We start from the raw sequence: 23,953 nt of genomic DNA, 5'->3' as shown, positions 1-23,953 counted from the left end.
CCCGCCGCGGGGGCCGCTTGCGACTGAGCGCCGCCGGCTAACGGCAGACATGAGAGATACGAAGGGGGTAGCAGATGTCCGCAGCAGTTGAACTTGGAAAGGGTCTCCACTGGATCGGTGTCAAGGATCCCAGCCTCACCGTCTTCGACGACCTCTTTCCCACCCAGTACGGTACTACCTACAACTCCTACCTGGTGCAGGGCGAGTCCCACATCGCCATCATCGACACGGTCAAGGCCAAGCGTTTCGACGAGTTTCTCGAGAAGATCCGCTCCATCACCGATCCGGCCAACGTCGACTACATCGTGGTGAACCACTCCGAGCCGGACCACTCCGGGTCCCTCTCCCAGCTTCTGAAACACTGCCCGAAGGCGACGGTCGTCTCAAGCCAGGCCGCACGCACCTTCCTCGGAAACCAGATCCACGCCCCCTTCGAGTCGCGCATCGTGAAGGACAACGACCGTATCGACCTCGGCGGGCGCACCCTGAGCTTCATCGCCGCACCGTTTCTGCACTGGCCGGACACCATGTTCACCCTGCTGGAAGAGGACCAGGCCCTTTTCTCCTGCGACGCCTTCGGCTCGCACTACTCCCCGGAAGGGCTCTTCGCCGACGAGTGCCCCGACTTCTCGGGCGAGACCCGCTTCTACTTCGACTGCATCATGCGTCCCTTCAAGGAGCGCATCCTGCAGGCGGTGGCGAAGCTCGACGGCATCGAGCTCAAGATGCTCTGCCCGAGCCACGGACCCGTGTACAGAAGCGACGCAAGGAAGGCGGTGGAGCTGTACCAGAAGTGGTCCCAGCCCAAGGCCGCCGGCCGCCGCGTCGCCATCTTCTACATCTCCCCGCACGGCAACACCGAGCAGATGGCCGAGGCCGTGGCCAAGGGGGCCGGCGACGCCGGCGTCCACGTCACGCTGTGCCACATAAACCACGCCTCCGTAGCCGACATCCGCGACCTGATGGAGGAGTGCGACGGCCTCATCTTCGGCACGCCGACCATCAACCGCGATATCCCGAAGCCGATGTGGGACGTCCTCGCCTACCTTTCCACCGTGAGCCTCAAGGGGAACATCGGCGGGGTCTTCGGCAGCTACGGCTGGTCCGGCGAGGCCTGCCGCATGGCCGAGGAGAGGCTCAAGAGCATGAACTTCAAGCTCCCGGCGCCGCTGATCCGCGCTCCCTTCATGCCCAAGCCCGAGATCCTCGCCGAGTGCGAGGCGCTGGGGCGCGCCGTGGCCGAAGAAGTCCTCAAAAAGTAGAAGGGTCATCTCAGGACGCGGCAGCAGGCAGAACTCTCCCGCAGCGTTCCCGCCCCCGGAAGGGGAGGGACAGGGAGGGGGCACTCAGCGTCCTGATCCACCCTTCTTCCCCCCCTCCCAACCTCCCCCCTCCGGGGGGAGGAGTACCAACCCCGATCCCATGCAGACAACCAGCCAGCACATCGTAGAGGTCGCCATCCCGCTCCCACTGGAGGGAAGCTTCCACTACCTCGTGCCCGGGCGCCTGTCCCCGCTCGCCGCCCCCGGCAAGCGCGTCCTGGTCCCGTTCGGACGGCGCAAGGTCACCGGGTACCTGCTGGGGGACGCCGACGCGCCCGGCGCCGGGGACCTCAAGGAAGTGCTCGAGATCCTCGACGAGGAGCCGCTGTTCACGCCGGCCGAGCTGGAGTTCTACCGCTGGATCGCCGGCTATTACCTGCACCCGCTGGGCGAGGTGATCAAGATGGCGCTCCCCGCCGGGATCAACCTGGTGAGCCGCTACCGCTGCGAGCAGTCGGAGGACGGCACCCCGGTCCTCAAGGAGTACCTGGCCGGAGGGAAGAGCGTGCGCACCGAGCGGCTCTACACGGCGGTGCCGGACTGCACGGTTCGCCCCCGGGGGAAGGGGCTCGAGATCCTCGAATACCTGCTGGACGTGGGGGAGTGTTCCGGCCCGCAGCTCAGGGAGCGCTTCGGCCCCTGCACGGCGCAGTTGGGGCGCCTGGTGGAACTGGGCGCCGCGCGCCTCTCCCAGCGCGAGGTGTACCGCGATCCCTTCAAGGCCAGGGAGTACGGCCACGACGGCCCCCTTCAGCTGAACCCCGCCCAGGCGGAGGCGCTGGCCAAAGTCTCGGCCGCCCTCGAAACCGGGGAGTTCTCCCCCTTTCTGCTGCACGGCGTCACCGGCAGCGGCAAGACCGAGGTCTACCTGCAGTCCATCGCCGTGGCCCTTGGCGCCGGCAGGAGTGCGCTGGTGCTGGTCCCGGAGATCGCCCTCACCCCGCAGCTGGTGGGGCGCTTCAAGCGCCGCTTCGACTGCGGCATCGCCGTGCTGCACTCCGGCCTTTCCGACGGCGAGCGCTTCGACGAATGGCGCCGCATCCGGCGCGGCGAGGCGTCCATCGTGATCGGGGCCCGCTCGGCCCTCTTCGCGCCGTTGGAGGGGATCGGGGTGATCGTGGTCGACGAGGAGCACGAGGGGAGCTACAAGCAGTCCGAGGGGGTGCGCTACAACGCGCGCGACCTGGCGCTGGTGCGCGGCAAGCTGGGCAGGGCCGTGGTGCTCCTGGGGTCCGCCACGCCGCTGGTCACGAGCTACCACGCCGCCCAGACGGGGCGGCTCGGCTACCTGAGCCTCCCGGACCGCGTGCGCGACCTCCCCATGCCGCAAACGCGGATGCTGGACGCGCGCAACCACAAGGGGGAGATCTTTCTCCCCGAACTTATCGAGGCGCTGGGGGAGAACCTGGACGCCGGCGGTCAGACCCTGCTCTTCTTGAACCGGCGCGGCTTCGCCACCTATCTCGTCTGCGAGACCTGCGGTCACGTGCTGCGCTGCCCCAACTGCGCGGTCACCCTCACCTATCACCGCATCAAGGGAAAGCACGTCTGCCACTACTGCGACTTCACCATGCTCCCGCCGAGCACCTGCCCCGACTGCCAAAGCGGCGCCATCACCCTCCTGGGGCGCGGCACGGAGCGGGTCGAGGACCAGGTGCAGAAGCTCTTTCCGGACGCGCGCGTCGCGCGCATGGACCGGGACTCCACCCGGGGAAAGGGGGGGCACGCCCGGGTCCTGAAGGAACTGGAGGAGGGGACGGTCGACATCCTGATCGGCACCCAGATGATCGCCAAGGGGCACGACTTCCCGGGGGTCACCCTGGTCGGGGTACTCTCCGCGGACGCCTCGTTGAACCTCCCCGATTTTCGCAGCGCCGAGCGCACCTTTCAGCTGGTGACCCAGGTGATGGGGCGCGCCGGGCGCGGCGACAAGCCGGGGAGGGTGCTGGTGCAGACGCTCGCCCCCGAGCACTACGCGCTCACCCACGCGGTGGCGCACGACTACCTCGGGTTCTACCGCGAGGAGATCGCTTTCCGGGAGGAGGTGGGGTATCCCCCCTTCGCGCACCTGGCGGCGCTCACCTTCTCGGCGGTGGCGGCGGCTCAGGGGGAACGTGCGGCGGAGGAGGCTGCCGGGCTTTTGCGCAGGATCAAGCGCGAGGCGCGGCTCAGGGTGGAAGTGCTCGGGCCGGTCACGGCGCCGCTGGGGAAGGTGCGCGGCCGCTTCCGCTGGCAGATCCTCCTGAAGGGGGTGGAGCGCGCCGACCTGCACCGGCTCCTGTTCCACTTCCGTGGCGGCTTCGGCCACCCCTCCACGGTGCGCCTCACCATCGACGTGGACCCGGTGGACATGCTGTGACGTGCTCCCTCTCCCCCTGGGAGAGGGCCGGGGTGAGGGCGCTCCCCCGGGAGTGACCGTGGCGCAGACCGCACCTTCCCCCACCCCCTGACCCCCTCCCGCAAGGGGAGGGGGAGTTTCCCGCCTTAGCGCCTTCGCCGAAGGAGGGGACTGTCCCCTTAGTGCTTGCCTGTCCCCTTAGTGCTTGTCCGCCAGGTGCCTGTACCCCTAGGGTTTCTGAAGGTGGCTGAGCTGAAAGGTTCGTTCCGCTAGAGGGACTGGCACCTGACGGAGCCAGTCCCTTCTGTCGCACGCCCTCCCGCTCCGGAGACGTCCGCATAACGATTCGCTCATAGAGCCAACAAAAAAAGGGGCCTCCCGGATGGGAGGCCCCTTTTCTCATTGCTGGTTCAGCAGCCGCTTAGTGGTGCGGGTGCATGAAGGCGTAGATCATCAGCATCAGCAGGGTGATGCCGATGAACAGCGCGGTGAAGCCGAAGGTCTTCAGGCAGAAGTCGTAGAAGATGCCGGAAGACTTCTTGGCTGCGAACTTCTCGGTGATGCCGTCCTTCTCGTAGCGGGCCCACTGGTCGCCACGCTCTTCCACGAACTCGTGCTTGGACATCTGGCCGTTGAAGATGACGAAGTCCATCGGGAACTTCTCCGGACGCCCGTGGGTGTTGAAGAAGTGAACCGAGAAGATGAAGCCGGTCGCCAGGAGCGCCTCGTCCGAATGGACGATGGTGGCCACGTTGAAGGCCCAGCCCGGGAGGAACATGCCGAAGAACTCGGGGAACCAGAGCATCAGGCCCGATCCGCCGATGGCGAACATACCCCAGAAGACCGCGATGAAGTCGAATTTCTCCCAGTAGGTCCATCTCTCGAAGGCCGGCTTCGGCCCTTTGAAGAAGAACCAGCGGACCATGCCGATCACGTCGCTGATGTCGCGCAGGTTCGGGCAGAGGGAGTCAGGTCCGAACAGTCTCTGCAGCGGGTTGCCCTTGATGTCCTTCCTGATGAAGAGGAAGTGGACGCTCATGAACAGGGCCATGGAGAAGTAGACGAAGGTGATGCCGGCGCAGACCCTGTGGAAGAGGCCGGCGTTCGGCGCCCCGCCGTAGAGATCCATGAGGAACTTGGCCCAGATCTGGTCGCTGAACTTCAGCGGCAGACCGGTCAAGGAGAGGCCGAGGAAGCTGATGATGACCAGCAGGTGCATGAACACGTGGACCCTTCTGAAGCGGCGGTACTGCTTGTGCCCGTCGGGTACGTGGTGCAGGATGATGCCCTCTTCGAGAGCCGCTGCCTTCTCACGGTTCTCCACGAAGCCGCGGATCATCCAGAGCAGGGTGTGAATCCAGAACACGGTGAAGGTGCCGACCAGCAGGCCGGTCATCGCGATGAAGGTGTAGAACAGGATGGGATACTTCTCGCGGTCGTTGTGCTCGCCGTGAGCGTAGAACTTGGTGAAGAGCATGCTCCCCTTGCTGTGGCACTTGGAGCAGGTCTGGACCAGGTTGGCCGGGTTGACGGAGGACTTGGGATCCTTGGACGGCAGGATCGCATGTGCGGTGTGGCAGTCGGCGCAGCCGGCGACCTTCTCCGGGTAGCCCAGACGGTAGTTCTTGCCGTGGTAGCTCTCCATGTAGCTCTTGACGGCGACTTCGGAGATGTGGTTGCGCTCGACCAGCTTCTGGTCGGCGTGGCAGCGGAGGCAGACCTTGGTGTGGAACTCGCGGTTGGAGTGGGAGTTCGGATCGCCCAGCGCCTTGATCTCGTGCAGGTTGTGGCAGTCGTTGCAAGCTGCCGAATCCTGGTTCCCGGCGAGTACGCCTTTGCCGTGTACCGACTGGGTGAAGCCGCGCTCGTCCTTGTGGCACTGGGTGCACTTGACGAGGACCCTACGCTTGTCCTTGTTCCAGTAGGTGTGGCTGTGCATGTCGGTGTGGCACTGTGCGCACCCGATGCCCTTCTCGCTGTGGATACTCTTGGCGTGCTCGGCCGCTTCCTTTTTGTGGCAGCGAACGCACTGGACTTTGCCCACCTTGATCTCACCCTTCATGTGCTTGGAGAGTTCGACGATCTCGATGTGGCAGCTGGTGCAGCCGTTTTTGCCGTGCACGGAGTTGGCCATCAGCTCGGCGGAAATCTTGTTGCCGTGGCAGCCCAGGCAGGTTGCCGGGTCGATGGCCAGGCCCTGTGCGGCGAAACCGGGCCGGGCTAATGCTAGGAGCAGTAGCAGCGGGATGAGGCGTGTGAAGACTTGAACCATTGTAATCTCCTGTATTTAGGATCGTTTTAGAACGCTTTAATCTATTGGGGCGCTCGCAACGGCGCCTACTTTAATACGCGCGGCTTCATAAATCAACTGAAAAAGCGTCAATTAATAAGCAGGATACAACTTTATCGGCACGCTTTTGCCCGCTTCTCTATCTGGCGAGTGACTGGAGAGGGTTGAGTGTGGTTTGTCTAACGATAGAGCTGTAAATACCTGTTACGTCATGATCTGAACTGGAGATTAGATAGAGGGGTGTGCGATGTTTGATGAGGATTTCACAACTAAGTGCGGTTTCAATGAGTTTGGATTGAATATAAATATTGCGTATACGGGATGACGCCGGCGTGCCGGGAGGGTGACGCCTAATAAGAGTAAAAAGATCCCATTAAACCTGAGCCGGCCCCGCCACCACGACGATCCCTTCGGCCAGGGCGAATTCCAGGAACTCGCGGGCCTCCGTTTCGGAAAGCGGAATGCCCGGGCAGAGCGCCCAGGCGCCGGCCTTCCCGTCCAGCGCGCCCAGCAGTTCGAAGTAGGGGGTGGAGACCGATTCGGTGCAGACCTCGCCGTGCGCGGGGTAGATGACGGCACAGGAGCCGGTCGGGTTGAAGCAGGCGCTGAACTCGGCCAGGTCCGGCTCGCCGGCGTCCAGGATCTCGAGCACCTCGTAGTTGAAACGCGCCAGGGTGGTGCTGGCGGAGAGCGCCAGCGGCTGCCGCAGCGGGTCGAGCTTACGCAGCTGCTTCTGCGAGGGGGGCGCCGGCGGGGTGGCCATGAGTGCAGCGGCGTAGTGGTGATGGTAGTCCGCGAGGTCGAGGGCTAGCGGGAGGAGCTTCCCCTTCTTTCTTTCCTTGAAGATCCTTTCCAGAAAGGCCCTCTGCAGTCCCCATATCTCCTCCTCGAGGATCTCGGCCTCCGCCCGCTCGCCCAGAAAGGAGGCGAAGGAGGTGAGAAAGGCGCTCGGGGTGAGTTTGAGGGCGGTGACCACGGAGTTGAACCAGGCGACCGCCTTCCCCCGGCTGTAAAAGACGTCGCAGGCGGAGGCGAGCCTCCCGGCCTGCGCCAACTCTCCGGCGGTATAGCCGGGGGTGGCGAGGACGGTGTAGGGGGGGGCGTCCAGGTGCTCGAGTCCGAGCGCCTGCGCCTTGCCGTAGAGCCGCGTTCCGGGGAGCACCGCCAGCGGGAAGATGTCCAGGTGGTTCGGGTAGAGCGAGAGGGCGAAATCGAGCGACGACCGGAACAGCTCCGGGGTGTCCCCCGGGAGCCCGAAGATCAGGTCGAAGCCGAAGATGGCGCCGCTTTGATTCAAAAGGAACGCGCGGTGCTCGAAGTCGTCGCGGTCGAAGCCGCGCCCCACACCCCGCAGCACGGCGGCGTCGGAGCTTTGCAGGCCGATCTGCAGCGAGCAGGTGATCGAGGCGAAGAGATCCGCCATCTCCGGATCGATGAACTCGCTGCGCACCTCGAAGTGAAAGTGGACGTGCGGGGCCACCTTGCCGATCAGGCGCAGGATCGCCTTGGCCCTCTTGACGTCCTTGTTGAAGGTCGAGTCGAGCACGAAGACCTGGGGGACCTTGAGCCGCGCGAAGAGGCGCAGTTCCGCCTCGATCCGGTCCATGGAGAAGCGGCGCACCCCTCCGCTCCCCTTGTGGTCGAAGCAGAAGGAGCAGGCGAAGTCGCAGCCGCGCGAGAGCTGCCACAGGGCCCCTCCGGGGATGGCCGGGTCGAGCCGGCCGGACAGGTAGGGGGAGGGGACCGTGTCGAGCTCCAGCGGGGGAGGCATCGCCGCAGCGGCGCCGCCCGGGACGACGATCCCCGGCACGCCAGCCGGGTTCCCGCCGGCGCGAAGCAGCCGCACCGCCTGCACCAACGGGGCTTCCCCCTCGCCCCGCACCAGGAAATCGAAGACCCCCTCGTCCAGAAGCCCCGCCGGGTTGGCGGTCGGTTCGGCGCCGCCGGCGCACAGAATGAGGCCGGGGAGCAGGGAGCGGAGTTCCCTCGCCACGGCCACGGCGTGGTCGCGGCTCCAGACGTAGACCGAGAAGGCGACCAGGTCGGGGGCGCGTGCGGCGATATCCCGTGCGCAGCGCGCGGCGTCGTCGTGGAGGAAGAACTCGGCTATCCCGGTGTGGACCTTCCCGTGCAGGGCATGGTCCGACAGGAGTGCCTCCTGCAGGAACGCGCAGGCCAGCGGCACCGCTTGCGGGGAAGGGTGGGGGTGAATGGCGACCAGGGTTATTTTCATGAATTCTTGGGGCGGGCCTTCAGGGTGGGCTTGCCACTCTCGATCACCACGACGAAGTCGACGTCGCGGCAACCGTATTTCTGCATCAGGACCGGTTTTTGCCGGTTGATCGCCTCGGCCACCTTCTCCCTGCTGATGTTGTCCACCGGGAGATTGCAGGCCAGGCGCGCGTTGAGGTACTGCTGGAAGACCGTGTCTATCTGGTTGTCATGGGGAGGGGGCGGGGCTTTGGTTTTGTCCCCTTTGGCGGCCGATTCCGCCTGGTGCAAAGACATGCGGAAGCGGTCCCGTTGAAACTTCCCCTCCTCGATCAGGCGGTTGGTACGGGTCCACTTCTGCTTGTGCACGCTCAGGGTGGCTACCAGGGAGTCATACTTGAACCTCTGGCTGGTGTTCGGGATGCTGACGTTCTGGTAGCGTCGCACCGCGCGCTCCACGCTGTCGAGCAGGCGCAGCGGTTCCCTCTTCTCGATTCCGAAGAAGTACTGCTCGTACTTGATGACAAGCTCACGCAGGTCAAGCTCCAGCTTGGCTATGTCCTCGGCGACACCCATGAAACCTCCACCGCAGGACTATAGCGATAAGTCTCGGTTTAGTAAACGATAAAAAGCACCCGGGGCGCGCGGAAACCGGGAGTGAAACAGCTTGACCTCATCAGGCATTATTGTTAAAAAAGAACAATTTGCTAAGAGGCGAGGGAGACTACGATGAAGAAGATATCCGCAATAGTGCTAGCAGCCGGCATGGGAACCAGGATGAAATCCGGCTTGGTCAAGGTGATGCACCCGGTGGCCGGCTCCCCCATGATAGATTGGTCCGTTGCCGCAGCCTTCGCCGCGGGAGTCGAGCGTTGCGTCCTGGTGGTGGGGCACCAGCAGGAGAAGGTACGTGACTTCTTCGGCGGCCGCCCCGAGGTGGGGTTCGCGCTGCAGGCCGAGCAGCTCGGCACCGGGCACGCGGTCCGCTGCGCCATGCCCGGGATCGACAGCGATGCCGAAACCGTGCTGATCCTCTGCGGCGACACGCCGCTGCTCACCGCTGACAGCCTGCGCGACATGCTCGCCGCCCACGGGCAAAGCGGTGCCTGCGTCACCGTCATGACCGCGACCCTGGACAACCCCTTCGGCTACGGCCGGATCGTCAAGGACGCGGACGGAAAGGTGGTCGCCATCACCGAGCAGAAGGACGCGAGCGAGGCCGAGCGCCTGATCCGCGAGGTGAACGCCGGCGTGTACTGCGTCGACCGCGCCTTCCTCGCCGAGGCGGTGGACAAGCTCGACAACGACAACGCCCAGAAGGAATACTACCTGACCGACGTGGTGCGCCAGGCCAACGCCCGTGGGCTCGCCTGCCGCAGCTTCCAGGTGAGCGATCCTCTCGAGATCTCCGGCGTCAACGACCGCGTCCAGATGGCAGAGGCGGCGGCGGTGCTCAGGCGGCGCATTAACCGGGAGCTGATGCTCTCCGGCGTCACCATCATCGACCCCGGCGCGGTCTACATCGACCATGGGGTGAAGATCGGGCGCGACAGCGTGGTCTACCCGGGCGCCGTCATCAAGGGGAACACCGTCATCGGCGAACGCTGCAAGATCGGCCAGAACACCCTGATCGAGGGGTGCCGGATTGCCGATGACGTCGTGGTCAAGGCGGGGAGCGTGCTGGAGGATTCCAAGGTCGGCCCGGAGGCCGCCATCGGCCCGATGGCGCACCTGCGCCCCGGCACCGAGCTCTCGGCGCAGGTGAAGATCGGCAACTTCGTCGAGACCAAGAAGGCGTTCATGGGGGAGGGGTCCAAGGCCTCGCATCTCACCTATCTCGGCGACGCGACCATAGGGCGCGACGTCAACATCGGCTGCGGCACCATCACCTGCAACTACGACGGCGTCAACAAGCACAAGACCGTCATCGAGGACGGGGTCTTCGTGGGGAGCGACGTGCAGCTGGTGGCCCCGGTCACGGTCGGGAAGAACTCCCTGATCGCGGCGGGCACCACGGTCACCAAGGACGTCCCCGCCGACTCCCTGGCCATCGCCCGCTCGCCGCAGGTGAACAAGGAAGGGTGGACCCTCAGGAAAAAATAACTGTTGCGGATCCGGCCAAGATGCTATCCTGTAACGTCTTGGGCCTGCCCAAATTATTAATTAACAGATAGACGAAACGGAGTCATACATGTGCGGTATCGTTGGATTCACCGGGCGGCAGGAAGCCACCTCCATCATCATTGAAGGGCTGAGAAGGCTCGAATACCGGGGTTACGATTCGGCCGGCATCTGCACCATCAGCGATGGCAAGGCGAGCATCAGGCGCAGCGAAGGGAAGCTTTCCAACCTGGAGAAGCTTCTGGCGGTGAGTCCGGTGAAGGGGACGGTCGGCATCGGTCACACCCGCTGGGCCACCCACGGCCGCCCCTCCGAGATCAACGCGCACCCGCACCAGGCGGGCCCCATCGTCGTGGTGCACAACGGCATCATCGAGAACTACCTGCAGCTGCGCGAGGAGTTGAAGGCGCAGGGGCACGTCTTCAAGAGCGAGACCGACACGGAGGTCATCTCGCACCTGATCGACCAGCGCCTGAAGGGCTGCGGCTGCTTCGAGCAGGCCGTGCGCGAGGCCCTGGCGCTGCTCAAGGGGGCCTACGCCGTCTGCATCGTGAGCGAGGACGATCCCGACCTGATGATCGCCGCGAAACTCGGCTCCCCGATGGTGGTGGGCCTTGGCGAGGGTGAATTCTACGTCGCCTCCGACATCCCGGCCATCCTGTCCCATACCCGCTCCATGATCTTCATGGAGGATGGCGAGATGGTGGTCTTCAAGGGGGGCGCGGCCAGCTTCAGCACGGTGGACGGCACCCCGCTCGAGAAGATCCCGCGCCACATCGACTGGTCCGCCCACATGGCCGAGAAGGGTGGCTACAAGCACTTCATGCTCAAGGAAATCTTCGAGCAGCCCCGCGCCGTCCGCGACACCATCGCCGGCCGGCTGCGCGAGGAGCAGGGGGACGTCTACCTCGAAGACCTGGCGCTCAGCGACGCAGACCTGCAGGGGATCAACCGGATCTGCATCATCGCCTGCGGCACCTCGTGGCACGCGGCGCTGGTGGGCAAGTTCCTGATCGAGGAGCACTGCCGCGTCCCGGTGGAGGTCGATATCGCCTCGGAGTTCCGCTACCGCAACCCGGTCATCGACGCGAACACCCTGGTGATGCTCATCTCGCAGTCCGGCGAGACCGCGGACACCCTCGCCGCCATGCGCGAGTCCAGGCGCCGCGGCGGCAAGTGCGTCGCCATCTGCAACGTCGTCGACTCCTCCATCGCCCGTGAGGCCGACGGCGTCATCTACACCCACGCCGGCCCCGAGATCGGCGTCGCCTCCACCAAGGCCTTCGTGACGCAGCTGATCGCACTCTACCTGTTCACCATCCGCCTGGGGCGCTCCCGCGGGAAGATGGACCAGGAGCAGGGGAGGAAGCTGATCTCCGCCATCGTCCGCGTTCCGGCCCTGATGGAAGAGGCCTTGAAACTGAACGAGCAGGTGGAGAAGGTGGCGAGGAACTACCTGACCGCCCGCGACTTCCTCTACCTCGGCCGTGGCATGAACTACCCCATCGCCCTGGAAGGCGCGCTGAAGCTGAAGGAGATCTCCTACATTCACGCCGAAGGGTACGCCGCAGGGGAGATGAAGCACGGCCCCATCGCGCTGATCGACGAGCACATGCCGGTCGTGGTGCTGGTGCCCAAGGGGGCGAACTACGAGAAGGTCTTCTCCAACATGGAAGAAGTCATCGCCCGCGGTGGCCGCGTCATCGCGGTCTGCTCCAAGGGTGACGCCGAGGTCGCCGACAAGGTGGAGGTCGCGCTGGAGATCCCGGAGGACGGCGAGGAAGTCATGCCGATCATCATCTCCATCCCGATGCAGCTACTGGCCTATCACGTTGCCGTGCTGAAAGGGACCGACGTCGACCAGCCCCGCAACCTGGCCAAGAGCGTCACCGTCGAGTAGACCGGAGTCGCATCCAGTCCAACCTTAGAAATCATATCGCTCAGAAGAGAAGACCCCGGCAGCCGAAAGGCCACCGGGGTCTTCACATTTTGCCCCCCCACTGGGTCAACCGGGCCAAGCCATAACAAATAAACGCACGCCAATCAACTAACCTAGTACACTATACGGGCGGGCGGTGAAGCAGCGCCCGAAATCTCAAGGCACAGCGAGGTGGAGACATGTCCATTCTGGTGGGAAAGGAAATAAAGGATGCCATCGCTCGCGGTGAAATAGGCATAGATCCGCTGGAGCAATCTCAGATCGGCCCCGGATCGGTCGATCTGACCTTGGGCAACGAATTCAGGATCTTCAAGAAAGAGACCGGGGTCTGCCACGTACACAACGACTCAGATTTCGCCGACGTCACGGAAGCCGTGTCGGTGGCGGACGGAGAATTCATAACCATAGCCCCCTGCGAGATGATTCTCGGCATCACCAGGGAACGCATCACCCTCGCCGACACGATGGCGGGGTGGCTGGAAGGGCGCAGCCGCTTCGCCCGCTTCGGGCTTGCGGTCCACGTTACGGCGGGATTCATGCAGCCGGGCATCTCCAACCAGCAGGTGCTGGAAATCGTGAACCTGGGACACAAGACCCTGGCGCTGTATCCCGGGACCAGGATCTGCCAGTTCGTGTTCGAGCGCTGCCTGGGCGCGGCTAAATACAGAGGGAGGTTCGTCGACCAGGTCACCCCCTGATGGAGGGCCCTCGGACAGTGGCAACGATGGCAACTGGAACGTGGGTGGGAGGGTGCGGGGGAACAGCTGCGGGACTCTCAGGATGAGGTCCACCTGTCTATCAGCTCCTGCAGTTGTCCGAGGTTGAAGGGCTTGCTGAGGAAATCGTCCATGCCGGCGCTCAGGCAGTAGTCACGCGAACCCGCCATGGCGTGGGCGGTGAGCGCGATGATGGGGGTGTGCCTGCCGGAGTCCCGCTCCTGCTCCCTGATGGCTCGGGTCGCCTCGTAACCGTCCAGTTCCGGCATCTGGCAGTCCATGAAGACCAGGTCGTAGGACTTCCGCGCCAGGGCCGAAACCGCCTGGTTTCCGTTCTGGGCCACATCCACCTGGCACCCCAGGGCGGTCATCATGGCGTGAGCCACCTCGCAGTTCACCGGGTTGTCCTCCGCCAGCAGTACGCGCGCGTGGCACGGGGCCTGCCGGAAGGAATCCTCCAGCGCGTTCTCCAGTTCAATCGGGAGTTCCTCGTCATCGGTTCCGGCGTCAGGGGCGTGCTCCAGGTACACGATGAAGGTGAAGGTGGAGCCGCATCCAGGCTCGCTCTCCACGCCTATTTCCCCCCCCATCAGCTCCACCAGTTGCTTGGCTATGGCCAGCCCGAGACCGGTACCGCCGTACCTGCGGGTCGTCGATCCGTCCACCTGGGTGAACAGCTCGAAGATGGCCGGCAGCGCCTCGGCGGCGATCCCGATGCCGGTGTCCCTGATCTCGAAGCCGACGTAGTGGCCGTTGCCGCTTTGCTCAACCAGGGAAACCCGGACCTGGACCGATCCCTTTTCCGTGAACTTGAGGCCGTTGTTGACGATGTTGATGAGTACCTGGCGCAGGCGGTTGGGGTCGCCCAGGGCGCGGCGGGGAACGTCCGGGGCGATCTGCAGGTCCACCGTCACCCCCTTGCGGCGCCCCACCTCGCGGTAGAGCTCCACGGCCCCCCGCACCGTCTCGTGCACGTCCAGCGGGATCTTCTCTATCTCCAGCTTTCCCGCCTCGATCTTGGAGATGTTGAGGATGTCGTTGATGATCCCCAACAGCGACTCGCCGGACTGGTGCAGCATCTCGACGTAGCCCCGCTGTTTCTGGTTCAGTTCGGTGTGCAGCAGCAGTTCCGTCATCCCGAGGACGCCGTTCATCGGCGTGCGGATTTCGTGACTCATGTTGGCGAGAAACTGTGATTTGGCGCGGTTGGCCGCCTCGGCGGCCTCCTTTGCCTGCTTGAGCTCGGCGATGGTCGCCTTTTGCTGCAGGTTGGCCTTGGTGATTTCCGCGGTCCGCTGCGCGACCTTTTCCTCCAGGTCGCTGTTCGCTATGCGGAGTTCGGAGAGAATCCGCGTGTTTTCAACGGCGAGATCCGCCAGGGTGCGCACGAGGTGTTCGTGCTGCTCGATCAGGCGGCGGCGCTCCAGTGCCCTGTTCACGGTGGCGACCACCATTTCGAGGTCGTCGAAGGGCTTGAACAGGTAGTCCTGTGCGCCCAGCCGCAGCGCCTGGACGGCAGTCTCCAGCGACACGTGGCTGGTCATGATGATCACGTCGGTGTCGGGATAGTCGTCCCCGAGGGCGCGCAGCACCTCGATGCCGCTGATGCCGGGGAGGCGCACGTCAAGCATGACCAGTTTGTATCCCACCTGCCGCAGTTCTGACAGGCATGCCTCACCGGTGGCGACCCCCGCACTGTCGTAGCCTTCCTTGCGGAACAGCTCGACCAGCACCCCGGTGACCACCTCGTTGTCATCGACGATCAGTATGTCTCGTCCGGTTCCCATGAATCGCCCCCGCGCGGAAAACACATTGGAGAATATTAACAAGAAAGGTGAAGGGGGCAACCCGGATCGACCTGACGCCGCACCGCTACGGCAAAAATGGCTATGGTCCATCTGACTTTCACGAGACGATGAACACCGTCGTCACCGTGAGAAGGGGGGCGGGGCCATGAAAGAGGTAATCTGCGCGTGCCGGTGGGGGTGGCAGACCCTTGGGGTGGGGGAATCCGCGGGTGTAGAGGAGCCCCGCAGCGGGTTATGCCGGTTCCGGCGGGACGGGGGGAGCCGTTTTATCCCGCAGCGGGATGGTAGCCCGGATGGTGGTACCGGCTCCGGGGGTGCCGGTGACTTCGAAGCTCCCGCCCCAGCGGCGGGCACGCTCCTCCATTCCCACCAGCCCCAGCGATTGGCCGGTCGCGGCCCCGGGTGCGATCCCCCGCCCGTTGTCCTGAACCTGCAGCAGGGCGCGTTCTTCGTTCAGGTCGAGGAGGACGTCCACCTGGGTCGCCTCTGCGTGGCGCATCACGTTGGTCATGCTTTCCTGGAAGATCCTGAAGAGGGAGATCTGGCGCTCCTTGTCGATCTCGACGTCCCGGCGCGGCGCCTCCAGACGGCACTGGATGTGCCTGTCGCGGCAGTCCGCCAGCTGGGCCTCGATGGCGGCGACCAGGCCGAACTCGTCCAGCATCCTCGGGCGCAGCCCCCTTACCAGGCGCTTCACCGTGCCGATGGTGAGATCGAGCACGGCATCCATTGACTCCACCTTGGCGATAACCTTCTCGTCCTCCTGCGGACAGCGCTTTTCCAGCCAGGCCAAGTCGATCTTGAGTGCCGTGAGCAGCTGCCCCAGTTCGTCGTGCAGTTCCCGGGCGATGCCGGTGCGCTCGGTTTCCACCGCCGTCTCCAGGCGGGCGGCGAGCCGGCGCAACTGCGTGTTGGTGTCCTGCAGGTCACGGGTCCGCTCGGCCACCTCCTGCTCCAGCGCCTCGTTGCGGTCGCGTATGATATTGGCGGCCAGCTTCAGGTTCAGGTGCGTTTTTACCCTGGCCAGTACGATGGGAGGGCTGAGCGGCTTCGTTATGTAATCGACGGCGCCCAGTTCAAGACCGTGGCGCTCGCTTTCCAGGTCGGATTTGGCGGTGAGGAAAATGACGGGGATGTCGCGGGTGGCGGGGGCGGACTTCAGCCTGTGACAGACCTCGTAGCCGTCCATCCCCGGCATCATCACGTCGAGGAGGATCACGTCGGGAGGGGGCGCCTGCTGCGCGATCTGCAGCGCCTTGGCGCCGTTGTTGGCGACGCGCACGTGGTACTCGTCCTTCAGCAGATCGCCGATGCAGACCAGGTTGTCGGGGGTGTCATCCACGACCAGCACCGTCGCGCGTTTCTTGTTGCCGTTCATCTGCCCCTCCTCTGCTTCACTTGCCCTGCACCGGGCGTGGCACCGCCAGCATTTCCATGAGGATCTCCAGTTCCACCCGGGCCTGGTCGAAGGAGAAGGACTCCACGCACCTCTCCAGTTCCCGGCTTTTCCCCCTGGTTGCCAGCGCCAGCGCCTCGTTGAGGCTTTTGAAGCATCTGACCGCTTCGATATCGTCTTCGGCCAGCAGGGCGTGCAGTTCCTGCAGCCCGGCGTGCAGTTTGGGAAGGGTGACGGCAGTGGCGCTCCCCGTGGCACTCGAGAGTACCTGCCCAAGCATGGGGACGACTTCGTCAAGCAGCGCCTGCAGGTCCTGGCACAGCCGCTCCAGCACCTGCTTCGGCTGCGACCCCTTCAGTCCGTTTTCGCACTTTTCGGCCGCCGCCTGGATGCGGACCAGCCCGAGGGCCCCCGCCGTCCCCTTGAGGCTGTGGGCGAGATGCCGGGCCGCCGCGAGGTCGTCCTGCACCAGGGCTTCCCTGATCTCCTGCGGGTCGGTCGCATGGTTGGTCACGAACCGCTGCAGGAGCTCCTTGAAGCGGAGTTGGTTCCCGCTGAAGGTGCGCAGCCCGGCGGCGAAGTCGAGCCCGGGAATGCGGGTAAGCTGCTCCAGCCCGTGGTCCATGGTATCTGCCTGCCTCCCCCCTGGCGGCGTCGAGGCGGTCCCCGAAGGCGTGGGGAGCCACCGCAGCAGCGCGGCGTACAGCTGTCCGGGATCAACCGGCTTGCTCAGGTGGGCGTTCATTCCGGCGGCGAGGCAGGCGGCAACGTCCTCATCGTAGGCGTTGGCGGTGAGAGCGATGAGGGGCACCTCGCCATACCCGGGGAGCCGGCGGAGCTCCCGCGCCGCCTCGATGCCTCCCATCACCGGCATCTGCAGGTCGAGCAGCACCAGGTCGTACCGCTGCCGCCCCGCAAGCTCCAGGGTCTGGCGGCCATCCGGCGCCACCTCCGCGGCCAGGCCTACGTGCTGCAGCAAATCGACCAGGACCTCCTGGTTCAACGGGTTGTCCTCGGCGAGGAGCACCCGTTGTCCCGCATGCGCTGCAAGGCGCGCGTCGGCGTCACCGTTCCCGGCCCGGGCGGCTGCCGTGGCCACGCTCCGGCCGGTGTACTCGCTCTCTTCAACCGCCCGGAACGGCGCCTCGAAGCTGAAGGTGCTCCCCTCGCCGGGGGTGCTCTCTATCCGTATGCTCCCCCCCATGAGCTCCGCCAGGCTGCGACAGATGGCGAGTCCGAGGCCGGTTCCGCCGTAGCGGCGTGTCGTGGAGCCGTCCCCCTGCTCGAAAGGCTCGAAGACCCGGTCCAGCTTGTCAGCGGGGATGCCGATCCCGGTGTCCGCGACGCTGAAACGCAGCCAGACGGTCTCCCCGTCACGGCGGATCGTTTCCCCGCGCAGTTCGATGCGACCGTGTTCGGTGAACTTCAGGGCGTTGCTGACGAGGTTCAGCAGGATCTGCTCCAACTTCAGGTCGTCCCCGTGCACCCTGCGGGGGACCTGGGCGATATCCACGAAGAAATCGAGTCCCTTGGCGGAGATGCGATCGGCAAAAAGGGCGTGGACCGTTTCGATCACCGAGGGGACGCCGAACACGGTGGGCTGAAGCGTCATCTTCCTGGCATCGATCTTGGAGAAGTCGAGCACGTCGTTGATGACCTCCAAAAGGTGCCGGGCGGCCCGGTCGATCTTGCACAGCTGCTGCCGCTGCCGACCGCTGGCGTCCTTGCGCATCAGGTAGGCGACACCGATGATGGCGTTCATCGGCGTGCGGACCTCGTGGCTCACGTTGGCCAGGAAGGCGCTCTTGGCCTGGTTGGCGGCGTCCGCGTCTTCCTTGGCCTTCATGAGGGCCTTGGTCTGCTCGGAGACCGTGCGCTGGATGACCGAGTTGCGGCCCGACATCGCCAGCATCATCACCTGCAGCAGCGCGGCGAAGAGCAGGCCGAGGACCCCTATGCCCCAGGCCATCCAGGAGCGCTGCTGGCGCAGGTACTCCTGGGTGGGTAGAAGGTCGACTCTCCAGAGACGGTCGGCGATGGAAAGCGTGGTGTGCCACCCCTGGGGGGGGAGCGGTTCGGTCCGGGCGCCGTCGGACTGGAACAGGATGCGCCTGGCGCCTGCCGCCGCAGGGTCGCTGACCCGGAGCACGAGCCCCGCCGGTAGCTGGTCCTGCATCGCGATCCGGACCATCTCGTCGACCTTGATGACGGCAACGGCGAACCCGAAAAGGGAGCCGTCCCCCCGCGCATCCCTCAGTTCGGGGTTTCTGAAGGCGGGATGCAGCAGCAGCACCCCGACCCGTTTCCGCTGTTCCTGGACCAGTTGGATGGGGGCCGTGACCGCGGGCCTGAAGGTTCTGCGGGCCGCGTCGATGGCGCTGCGGCGGATCGGCTCGGAGTTGATGTCGAAGCCGATGGCGGGGAGGTTTCCCTTGATGGGGGCGATGTACCCGACGCAGACGTAATGCGGGCGGTCCCCTGCGGCAACCAGTTCCCCGTTCCGGTTTCGTTCGGTGATGGCGAAGCTGCCCGTGGGGGATTTGGAGACCATGGAGCGCTCGAAGGCGTGACGGGCGGCGTGGGGCACGAAGTGGTTGAAGCTCAGACCGAAGATGTCCTTGTGGTCCTGCAGCGTGATCCGGGTGAAATACTCGAACTGGCCGAAAGTCATCTCCGGGTTCACCTCGATGACGCGACGCAGCGCGGCGAGCGCCTCCTGGTGCGCCACCAGGCGACGGTCGAGCAACTGGGTGAGCTTCTTGCCGTGGTCGGCTAACTGGGCCACCTGCTGCTTCTGCTCCCAGCGGGCGATGCCGAGGTAGGCGGCGATGACCAGGATCAGGGTGATCGCCATGGGGATCGCGACGGTCACGAGGCGCTCCCGCCAGGGGGACTGCCTGAGCAGGAAAATGAGCGTGAGTGGCGCGAAGATCACCACGCCCAGCGTGTCGCCGCTCCACCAGTTCCACCACGAGAAGGCGAGGCCGCCGGACTGGACCATGCCGGCGAGGTAGAGGGCGGCGGTTCCAGTTGTCGCGGAGACGAGGCAGGCGAGGGGACCGGCCGCGACAAGGAAGGTGACGATGTCCCGCTCGGTCTCCAGGCTGCGCCATCTCTCCCCCATAGCCCGGTTTACCGCGACGGTACCTCCAAGGGCCTGCAGCATGGCGCCGGTGGCGACCAGCAGGGCCACAACGGCGGCGCTCCAGTCGAGCTTGCCGTGATACCAGGGTGTGACGAGGTTGAGGGCCAGGGAGCCGAGCCAGACGCCGGGAAGGGCGCATTTGCCGAAGTGGAGGGCGGCGGCCAGGGCAAGCCCGGCAGCGGGGAAAACCGGGCTGGCGTAGCCGGGGGGGATGGCGAGACCAAGTCCCAGCGCCCCGAGAATCGCGTAGGCCAGGGCGACCCCAGCGACGCAACGGGACCCTCCGCCTGCCATAAGCTGCTGCTGTACAGCCGTAGATGCCATGAAATACTGTCTCCAGTGGCGGCCAAGCGAGTGTGGATCCGGTGCTGAAGTCTTACAGGGAATCCGGCATTGGCACTGCTCACCGCGTCCGACCCAAAACGACCACTAAAGTAGCAAATCAGGGTGAGTCCTTATATAAGGACCCGGCTTATTTTGGAGTACGTCTTTATCCTACATCGGCAGATACCCGTTTTTACTTCAGTCTTTGGCTGCGGGTGAGCAGGGCGGTACCGGCCGTGACGGCTGCCTGTCGTTGTAACTGCTCAATGTATACGGGGATTAGCCGTTGCCGCCTTGCCTTTTTTGGGGGCGCTGCTGCATAATGCGGCGGTACCCAATGCGACAAGGGAGCCAGTTATGCCGAACAAGATGAAGCTTTCCGACGCGGACCTCCTCTCGCTTTTTCACGCCGACTCCGACTTTCAGACCAACTTCACGGCGCGCCATTACGCCAGGAAGACGCTTGTCTACTCACCCTTCGAGGAGAAGAACCTGGTCTTCGTGGTGCGAAGCGGCCGGCTCCGCATCTACCTCGCCTATGAGGACAAGGAATTCACCCTGGCGCTCCTGGAGAAAGGCGACGTCTTCAGCACCCATACACCCGCCTTCGTTCAAGCCCTGGAGGGGACCGAGATCCTGGTCTGCAGCACCGCGACGTTCCGGCAGGCGTTGGCCCGTCGTCCCGAGCTTTCGCTCACCATGGTGAAGGTCCTCGGCGAGCTGTTGCGGAATTCCATCCAGACCATCGAGGGGCTCGCCTTCAAGGACGTCCGTCTGCGCCTGGTGGACTTTCTCCTCGGCGCCGCGGCCGATCGGGGGCAGGTGACCCCGCAAGGGACCGTGGTGCAGTTAGGCCTCGGCACCGAGGACATCGCCCTCCTGGTCGGCACCACCCGTCAGACCATCTCCCAGATCATCAACGACTTCATCAAGGCCGGCCTGCTGGTGAAGATCGACCGCAAGACCCTGCTCATCAAGGAACTGGATGCCTTCAAGGAGATGAAGGAATTTTCCTGATCGCTCCACTTCTGGCGCTGTCTTCGCCTCAATTTCCTGCAGATCTCTCCGCAGACAAACGCCCACCCACAGTTCCCACGCAGTTTCCCATGCAGTTTCCCATGCAGTTCCCACGTAGTTCCCACGTAGTTCCCACGTAGTTCCCACGTAGTTCCCACGTAGTTCCCACGTAAGCTGAACCGGTCCACACTCCCCTTTTTTATCTCCCTCTCCCTCTGGGAGAGGGCCGGGGTGAGGGAGAGGGGTGAGGGAAAGAGGCGGCGCGCCCGTCCATGAGCCCTCTTCGTGGCGTATCCCTCACCCGCCCTGCGGGCACCCTCTCCCAGAGGGAGAGGGACTGGGGGAAGGACATTTGCGGCGAGGAAAAAACAACGCATTGCGGCTGTCCGATAGACCGCGGCCGCGCTCCCACCTCCCACACGAATCTCCCTCCCCCCCACTATCTCTCCCACTCCTACTCCCTCTCCCTCTGGGAGAGGGCTGGGGTGAGGGAAAGAGGCGGCGCGCCCGTCCATGAGCCCCCTTCGTGGCGTGTCCCTCACCCGCCCTACGGGCACCCTCTCCCAGAGGGAGAGGGACTGGGGGACAAACTTATTTGGCGAAGAAAAACTACGAACTGTCGGCTGTCCGACAGACCGCGGCCGCTTTTTCGCCTACATTGCCGCCCATGGCTGCAATTTGTCATCAACGGGAGAGGGCGATGCACATCGAGGTAGAAGAAACGGCAGCGGAGCCGGTGCGGTTGTTCCGCATCAACACCGGGTCCTGTAACGGCTGCGACGTCGAACTGGCGGTGACCTCGGCGGTGACGGAATTCGACGTGGAGCAACTGGGGTGCAGCTACACCGGCTCGGCGCACGAGGGGGACATCCTCCTCATCACCGGCCCGCTCACCGTCCGCGCCAAGGACGAGGTGCTGCGCCTTTACGCGGAGACGCCGCAGGACAAGGTCACCGTCGCCGTCGGGGTCTGCCCGGTGTCAGGCGGTGTCTTCCGCGACAGCTACGCGGTGGACGGCCCGCTTGAGCGCCACCTGCCGGTGGACGTGAACGTGCCCGGTTGCCCGCCGCGCCCCCAGGCCCTGCTGGCCGGGATCGCCCGGGCCTTGGAGATCCTCCGGGCCCGCCGCGGCGGGGGGGAGCGGGGCGGGGAGCCGGGTGACCGGAAGTGCCCCATCACCGATAATTTCCCCGCCCGGGGAGGCTGAGCTTCGATCCTGGCGCCTGCGTGGACTGCCGCATGTGCCGGCACGTCTGCGCCGCCGGGGCGATCCGTTTCGAGGAGGGGGAGCGGGGCGCCCGCCTGACCCTCTGGCACAACAGCTGCGTATTTTGCGGCCTGTGCAGCCACTACTGCCCCACCGGGGCCCTTTCCGTCACGGGCGACTGGCGCCTCGACCACCGGGCCGTCGACGCTTTCGCCCAGGTCGAGCGGGGCGAGGTACCATACGCACCCTGCTCCGGCTGCGGCGACCCCATCATCCCGGCGGCCCCCCAACTCCTGCACGCGGCCTTCCGCCGCCCCACTCCCGAAATCGAAAAGCTGACAACCCTCTGCCCGGCCTGCCGGCGGCGGATGAGCATAGGAGCACCGGTAAGATGAACGATTGCACCAACGAGACAGGCGATACGCCGACCGCTCCCCTCTCCCGCCGCGAGAGGGCGCCTGAAGGTCGGATGAGGGATGGTTTTGAAGGTGGCGGAACACCGGACGTGACCGGCGTCGTAGCTGGCGTCGCCTCCGCACTGGCCTTGGCGGCGGGGGAGGAAACCACGGTGACATGGCGCCGGGACCGCAAGGGGGTACTGACCGGCTGGTGCCGCCTCCCTTCCGGGGAAGCGCTGCTCCCGGCGGCCCGTGCCATCGCGGAGTTAGAGGGGCGCCTGGCCATGGTGACGCCGTATCTGCCGGAACGGTCCCAGGAGAAGGGCGGGCGCGAGATCGCCTACCACTTCGACCTGGACGGCGCCACCCTCACCCTCACCGTCACACTCCCGCTGGAGTGGGCGCGAATTCCCTCCCTCACCCCAATCTTTCGCAACTGCGACTGGCAGGAGCGGGAGCTGATGGAACTCTACGACGTCCAGGTGGTGGGGCACCCCGATCCGCGGCGCCTGTTCCTCGATCACACCATTACCCACGCACCCTTCGAGCGCCTGGTCCCGTATTCCACGTTCAGCAACGCGGCAACCGGCAAGGCGCTTTGGGACAGGGTGCTTGGCGAACGGGAGGATGCATGAACACCAGGGTAATCAAGTTGAGTGCTCACCAGTTGGCCCTCGAGGAGCCGATGTACTTCCGGGTCAGGCTGGAGGGGGACCGGGTGGCCGATCTGGACGTCCTGCCGGGACAGGTGCACCGCGGGATGGAGCACCTGGTGATGCGCCGCAACCTGTACCAGAACATAACCCTCCTGGAGCGGCTCTGCTCGCTTTGCTCCAACAGCCATCCGAGCACCTTCTGCGCGGCGGTGGAGGAGGTGGCGGGGATCGTGATCCCGCCGCGGGCCGAGTACCTGCGCGCCGTGGCCGACGAGATCAAGCGCATCGCCTCGCACCTTTTCTGCTGCGCGGTGCAGGCCAACGCGATAGGCGAGACCGCGCTGTTCCGCCGCGTCATGGAGATCCGCGAGATCATGCAGCGCGCCAAGGAGGCGATCTACGGCAACCGCATGGACCTGGCTGCGAACGTGATCGGCGGCGTGCGCTACGACCTCACCCCGGAGGCGGCAACCTACCTGGCGAGGGCGATGGAGGAGATGAAAAAACCGCTGGACGAGCTCTACCTGCAGTTCGGCAACAACCCGGCGCTCATGGCGAGCATGGCCTGGGTAGGGGTGCTGCCGCGCGAGGCCGCCGTCGAGTGCGCGGTGGTGGGGCCGGTGGCCAGGGCCTGCGGCATCGGATACGACGTGCGCAGGAAAAGCCCCTACGGCGCCTACGACCGCCTCGAATTCGAAGTGGCGACTCAAACGGCGGGGGACGTCCGGGCGCGCAACCTGGTGCGGCTTGCCGAGGCGCGGCAGTCGGTGTCGCTCATAGAGCAGTGCCTGGCGCAACTCCCAGCGGGGCCGCTGTACGCCGACACCCTCCCGGAGATCCCCGCCGGCGAGGCGATTGCGAAGTCGGAGGCGCCGCGCGGCGAGCTCATGTACTACCTGAGGACCGACGGTTCGGACTTCCCGGTGCGTCTCAAGTGGCGCGTCCCCTCCTACATGAATTGGGACGCCCTCAAGGTGATGCTGAAAGGGGAGCCGGTCGCCAACATTCCGCTCATCGTGAACAGCATCGATCCCTGCATCGCCTGCACGGACCGCTAGGAGACGC

Annotated in this window: 16 protein-coding genes; 10 read left to right on the top strand and 6 right to left on the bottom strand. The window is 65.0% G+C overall.

Annotation, left to right across the window (positions count from 1 at the left end):
- Window positions 1-74: 74 nt before the first annotated feature.
- Window positions 75-1,262: an FprA family A-type flavoprotein gene (locus tag KP001_RS15575; RefSeq protein ID WP_217286504.1), complete on the top strand. Its 1,188-nt coding sequence runs from the start codon at window positions 75-77 to the stop codon at window positions 1,260-1,262.
- A gap of 160 nt (window positions 1,263-1,422) precedes the next feature.
- Entirely contained in the window at window positions 1,423-3,681 is a 2,259-nt protein-coding gene (gene priA / locus KP001_RS15570) for a replication restart helicase PriA (RefSeq protein ID WP_217286503.1), read from the top strand.
- A gap of 400 nt (window positions 3,682-4,081) precedes the next feature.
- Here the strand turns inward: priA and KP001_RS15565 are convergent, their stop codons facing one another.
- The 3 genes from KP001_RS15565 to KP001_RS15555 all read right to left on the bottom strand — a co-directional run bounded on the left by KP001_RS15565 (window position 4,082) and on the right by KP001_RS15555 (window position 8,737).
- Entirely contained in the window at window positions 4,082-5,932 is a 1,851-nt protein-coding gene (locus tag KP001_RS15565; RefSeq protein WP_217286502.1) for a cytochrome c3 family protein, read from the bottom strand.
- Between the two features lie 391 nt (window positions 5,933-6,323).
- Window positions 6,324-8,183, bottom strand: coding sequence for a B12-binding domain-containing radical SAM protein (locus tag KP001_RS15560; RefSeq protein WP_217286501.1), 1,860 nt, complete (start codon window positions 8,181-8,183; stop codon window positions 6,324-6,326).
- Window positions 8,180-8,737, bottom strand: a complete 558-nt coding sequence (locus KP001_RS15555; RefSeq protein ID WP_217286500.1) for an MXAN_5187 C-terminal domain-containing protein — start codon at window positions 8,735-8,737, stop codon at window positions 8,180-8,182. Before KP001_RS15555 ends, KP001_RS15560 begins: the two co-directional genes overlap by 4 nt.
- 153 nt (window positions 8,738-8,890) lie before the next feature.
- On the opposite strand from KP001_RS15555, the gene glmU reads away from it, so the two are divergent.
- The 3 genes from glmU (at window position 8,891) to dcd (ending at window position 12,919) form a co-directional block, all read left to right on the top strand.
- Entirely contained in the window at window positions 8,891-10,264 is a 1,374-nt protein-coding gene (gene glmU, locus KP001_RS15550; protein ID WP_217286499.1) for a bifunctional UDP-N-acetylglucosamine diphosphorylase/glucosamine-1-phosphate N-acetyltransferase GlmU, read from the top strand.
- An 88-nt stretch (window positions 10,265-10,352) separates the two neighbouring features.
- Window positions 10,353-12,182 (top strand): glutamine--fructose-6-phosphate transaminase (isomerizing), encoded by a 1,830-nt coding sequence (gene glmS, locus KP001_RS15545; protein ID WP_217286498.1) that lies wholly within the window; start codon window positions 10,353-10,355, stop codon window positions 12,180-12,182.
- 218 nt (window positions 12,183-12,400) lie between these two features.
- On the top strand, window positions 12,401-12,919 hold the full coding sequence (dcd, locus tag KP001_RS15540) for a dCTP deaminase (protein WP_217286497.1): 519 nt from the start codon (window positions 12,401-12,403) through the stop codon (window positions 12,917-12,919).
- A gap of 77 nt (window positions 12,920-12,996) precedes the next feature.
- Here dcd and KP001_RS15535 read toward each other — a convergent pair whose 3' ends face one another.
- The 3 genes from KP001_RS15535 to KP001_RS15520 all read right to left on the bottom strand — a co-directional run bounded on the left by KP001_RS15535 (window position 12,997) and on the right by KP001_RS15520 (window position 19,610).
- A complete protein-coding gene (locus tag KP001_RS15535) occupies window positions 12,997-14,724 on the bottom strand; it encodes a response regulator (protein ID WP_217286496.1) in 1,728 nt (575 codons plus the stop codon).
- 253 nt (window positions 14,725-14,977) lie between these two features.
- Window positions 14,978-16,123 (bottom strand): ATP-binding response regulator, encoded by a 1,146-nt coding sequence (locus KP001_RS22240; protein ID WP_275423319.1) that lies wholly within the window; start codon window positions 16,121-16,123, stop codon window positions 14,978-14,980.
- A 16-nt stretch (window positions 16,124-16,139) separates the two neighbouring features.
- Window positions 16,140-19,610, bottom strand: coding sequence for a CHASE domain-containing protein (locus KP001_RS15520; protein WP_217286495.1), 3,471 nt, complete (start codon window positions 19,608-19,610; stop codon window positions 16,140-16,142).
- A 357-nt stretch (window positions 19,611-19,967) separates the two neighbouring features.
- On the opposite strand from KP001_RS15520, the gene KP001_RS15515 reads away from it, so the two are divergent.
- The 5 genes from KP001_RS15515 (at window position 19,968) to KP001_RS15495 (ending at window position 23,946) form a co-directional block, all read left to right on the top strand.
- Window positions 19,968-20,627 carry a Crp/Fnr family transcriptional regulator gene (locus KP001_RS15515; protein WP_217286494.1) on the top strand — a complete coding sequence of 220 codons (660 nt, stop codon included), beginning with the start codon at window positions 19,968-19,970 and terminating at the stop codon, window positions 20,625-20,627.
- Window positions 20,628-21,327: 700 nt separating this feature from the next.
- The gene (locus KP001_RS15510) at window positions 21,328-21,834 is read left to right on the top strand and encodes an NADH-quinone oxidoreductase subunit B family protein (RefSeq protein ID WP_217286493.1); all 507 of its coding nucleotides are present in this window, start codon (window positions 21,328-21,330) and stop codon (window positions 21,832-21,834) included.
- Between the two features lie 20 nt (window positions 21,835-21,854).
- A complete protein-coding gene (locus KP001_RS15505) occupies window positions 21,855-22,229 on the top strand; it encodes a 4Fe-4S dicluster domain-containing protein (RefSeq protein WP_275423318.1) in 375 nt (124 codons plus the stop codon).
- On the top strand, window positions 22,226-22,867 hold the full coding sequence (locus KP001_RS15500; protein WP_217286491.1) for an NADH-quinone oxidoreductase subunit C: 642 nt from the start codon (window positions 22,226-22,228) through the stop codon (window positions 22,865-22,867). The genes KP001_RS15505 and KP001_RS15500 overlap by 4 nt, the downstream gene beginning before the upstream one ends.
- The gene (locus KP001_RS15495; protein WP_217286490.1) at window positions 22,864-23,946 is read left to right on the top strand and encodes a hydrogenase large subunit; all 1,083 of its coding nucleotides are present in this window, start codon (window positions 22,864-22,866) and stop codon (window positions 23,944-23,946) included. The genes KP001_RS15500 and KP001_RS15495 overlap by 4 nt, the downstream gene beginning before the upstream one ends.
- The last annotated feature ends 7 nt before the right edge of the window (window positions 23,947-23,953 follow it).

This window comes from Geomonas subterranea (assembly GCF_019063845.1).
Taxonomy (GTDB): Bacteria; Desulfobacterota; Desulfuromonadia; order Geobacterales; family Geobacteraceae; genus Geomonas; species Geomonas subterranea.
The sequence above is the reverse complement of the archived record's forward strand: the minus strand, read 5'-3'. Positions and strand labels throughout refer to the sequence as shown.

Coding starts and splice junctions, on each gene's coding strand:
- glmS (WP_217286498.1), top strand. CDS start 10,353: ATGTGCGGTATCGTTGGATTCACCGGGCGGCAGGAAGCCACCTCCATC.
- dcd (WP_217286497.1), top strand. CDS start 12,401: ATGTCCATTCTGGTGGGAAAGGAAATAAAGGATGCCATCGCTCGCGGT.
- priA (WP_217286503.1), top strand. CDS start 1,423: ATGCAGACAACCAGCCAGCACATCGTAGAGGTCGCCATCCCGCTCCCA.
- KP001_RS15500 (WP_217286491.1), top strand. CDS start 22,226: ATGAACGATTGCACCAACGAGACAGGCGATACGCCGACCGCTCCCCTC.
- KP001_RS15565 (WP_217286502.1), bottom strand. CDS start 5,932: ATGGTTCAAGTCTTCACACGCCTCATCCCGCTGCTACTGCTCCTAGCA.
- KP001_RS15575 (WP_217286504.1), top strand. CDS start 75: ATGTCCGCAGCAGTTGAACTTGGAAAGGGTCTCCACTGGATCGGTGTC.
- KP001_RS15535 (WP_217286496.1), bottom strand. CDS start 14,724: ATGGGAACCGGACGAGACATACTGATCGTCGATGACAACGAGGTGGTC.
- glmU (WP_217286499.1), top strand. CDS start 8,891: ATGAAGAAGATATCCGCAATAGTGCTAGCAGCCGGCATGGGAACCAGG.
- KP001_RS22240 (WP_275423319.1), bottom strand. CDS start 16,123: ATGAACGGCAACAAGAAACGCGCGACGGTGCTGGTCGTGGATGACACC.
- KP001_RS15560 (WP_217286501.1), bottom strand. CDS start 8,183: ATGAAAATAACCCTGGTCGCCATTCACCCCCACCCTTCCCCGCAAGCG.
- KP001_RS15515 (WP_217286494.1), top strand. CDS start 19,968: ATGCCGAACAAGATGAAGCTTTCCGACGCGGACCTCCTCTCGCTTTTT.
- KP001_RS15510 (WP_217286493.1), top strand. CDS start 21,328: ATGCACATCGAGGTAGAAGAAACGGCAGCGGAGCCGGTGCGGTTGTTC.
- KP001_RS15520 (WP_217286495.1), bottom strand. CDS start 19,610: ATGGCATCTACGGCTGTACAGCAGCAGCTTATGGCAGGCGGAGGGTCC.
- KP001_RS15495 (WP_217286490.1), top strand. CDS start 22,864: ATGAACACCAGGGTAATCAAGTTGAGTGCTCACCAGTTGGCCCTCGAG.
- KP001_RS15555 (WP_217286500.1), bottom strand. CDS start 8,737: ATGGGTGTCGCCGAGGACATAGCCAAGCTGGAGCTTGACCTGCGTGAG.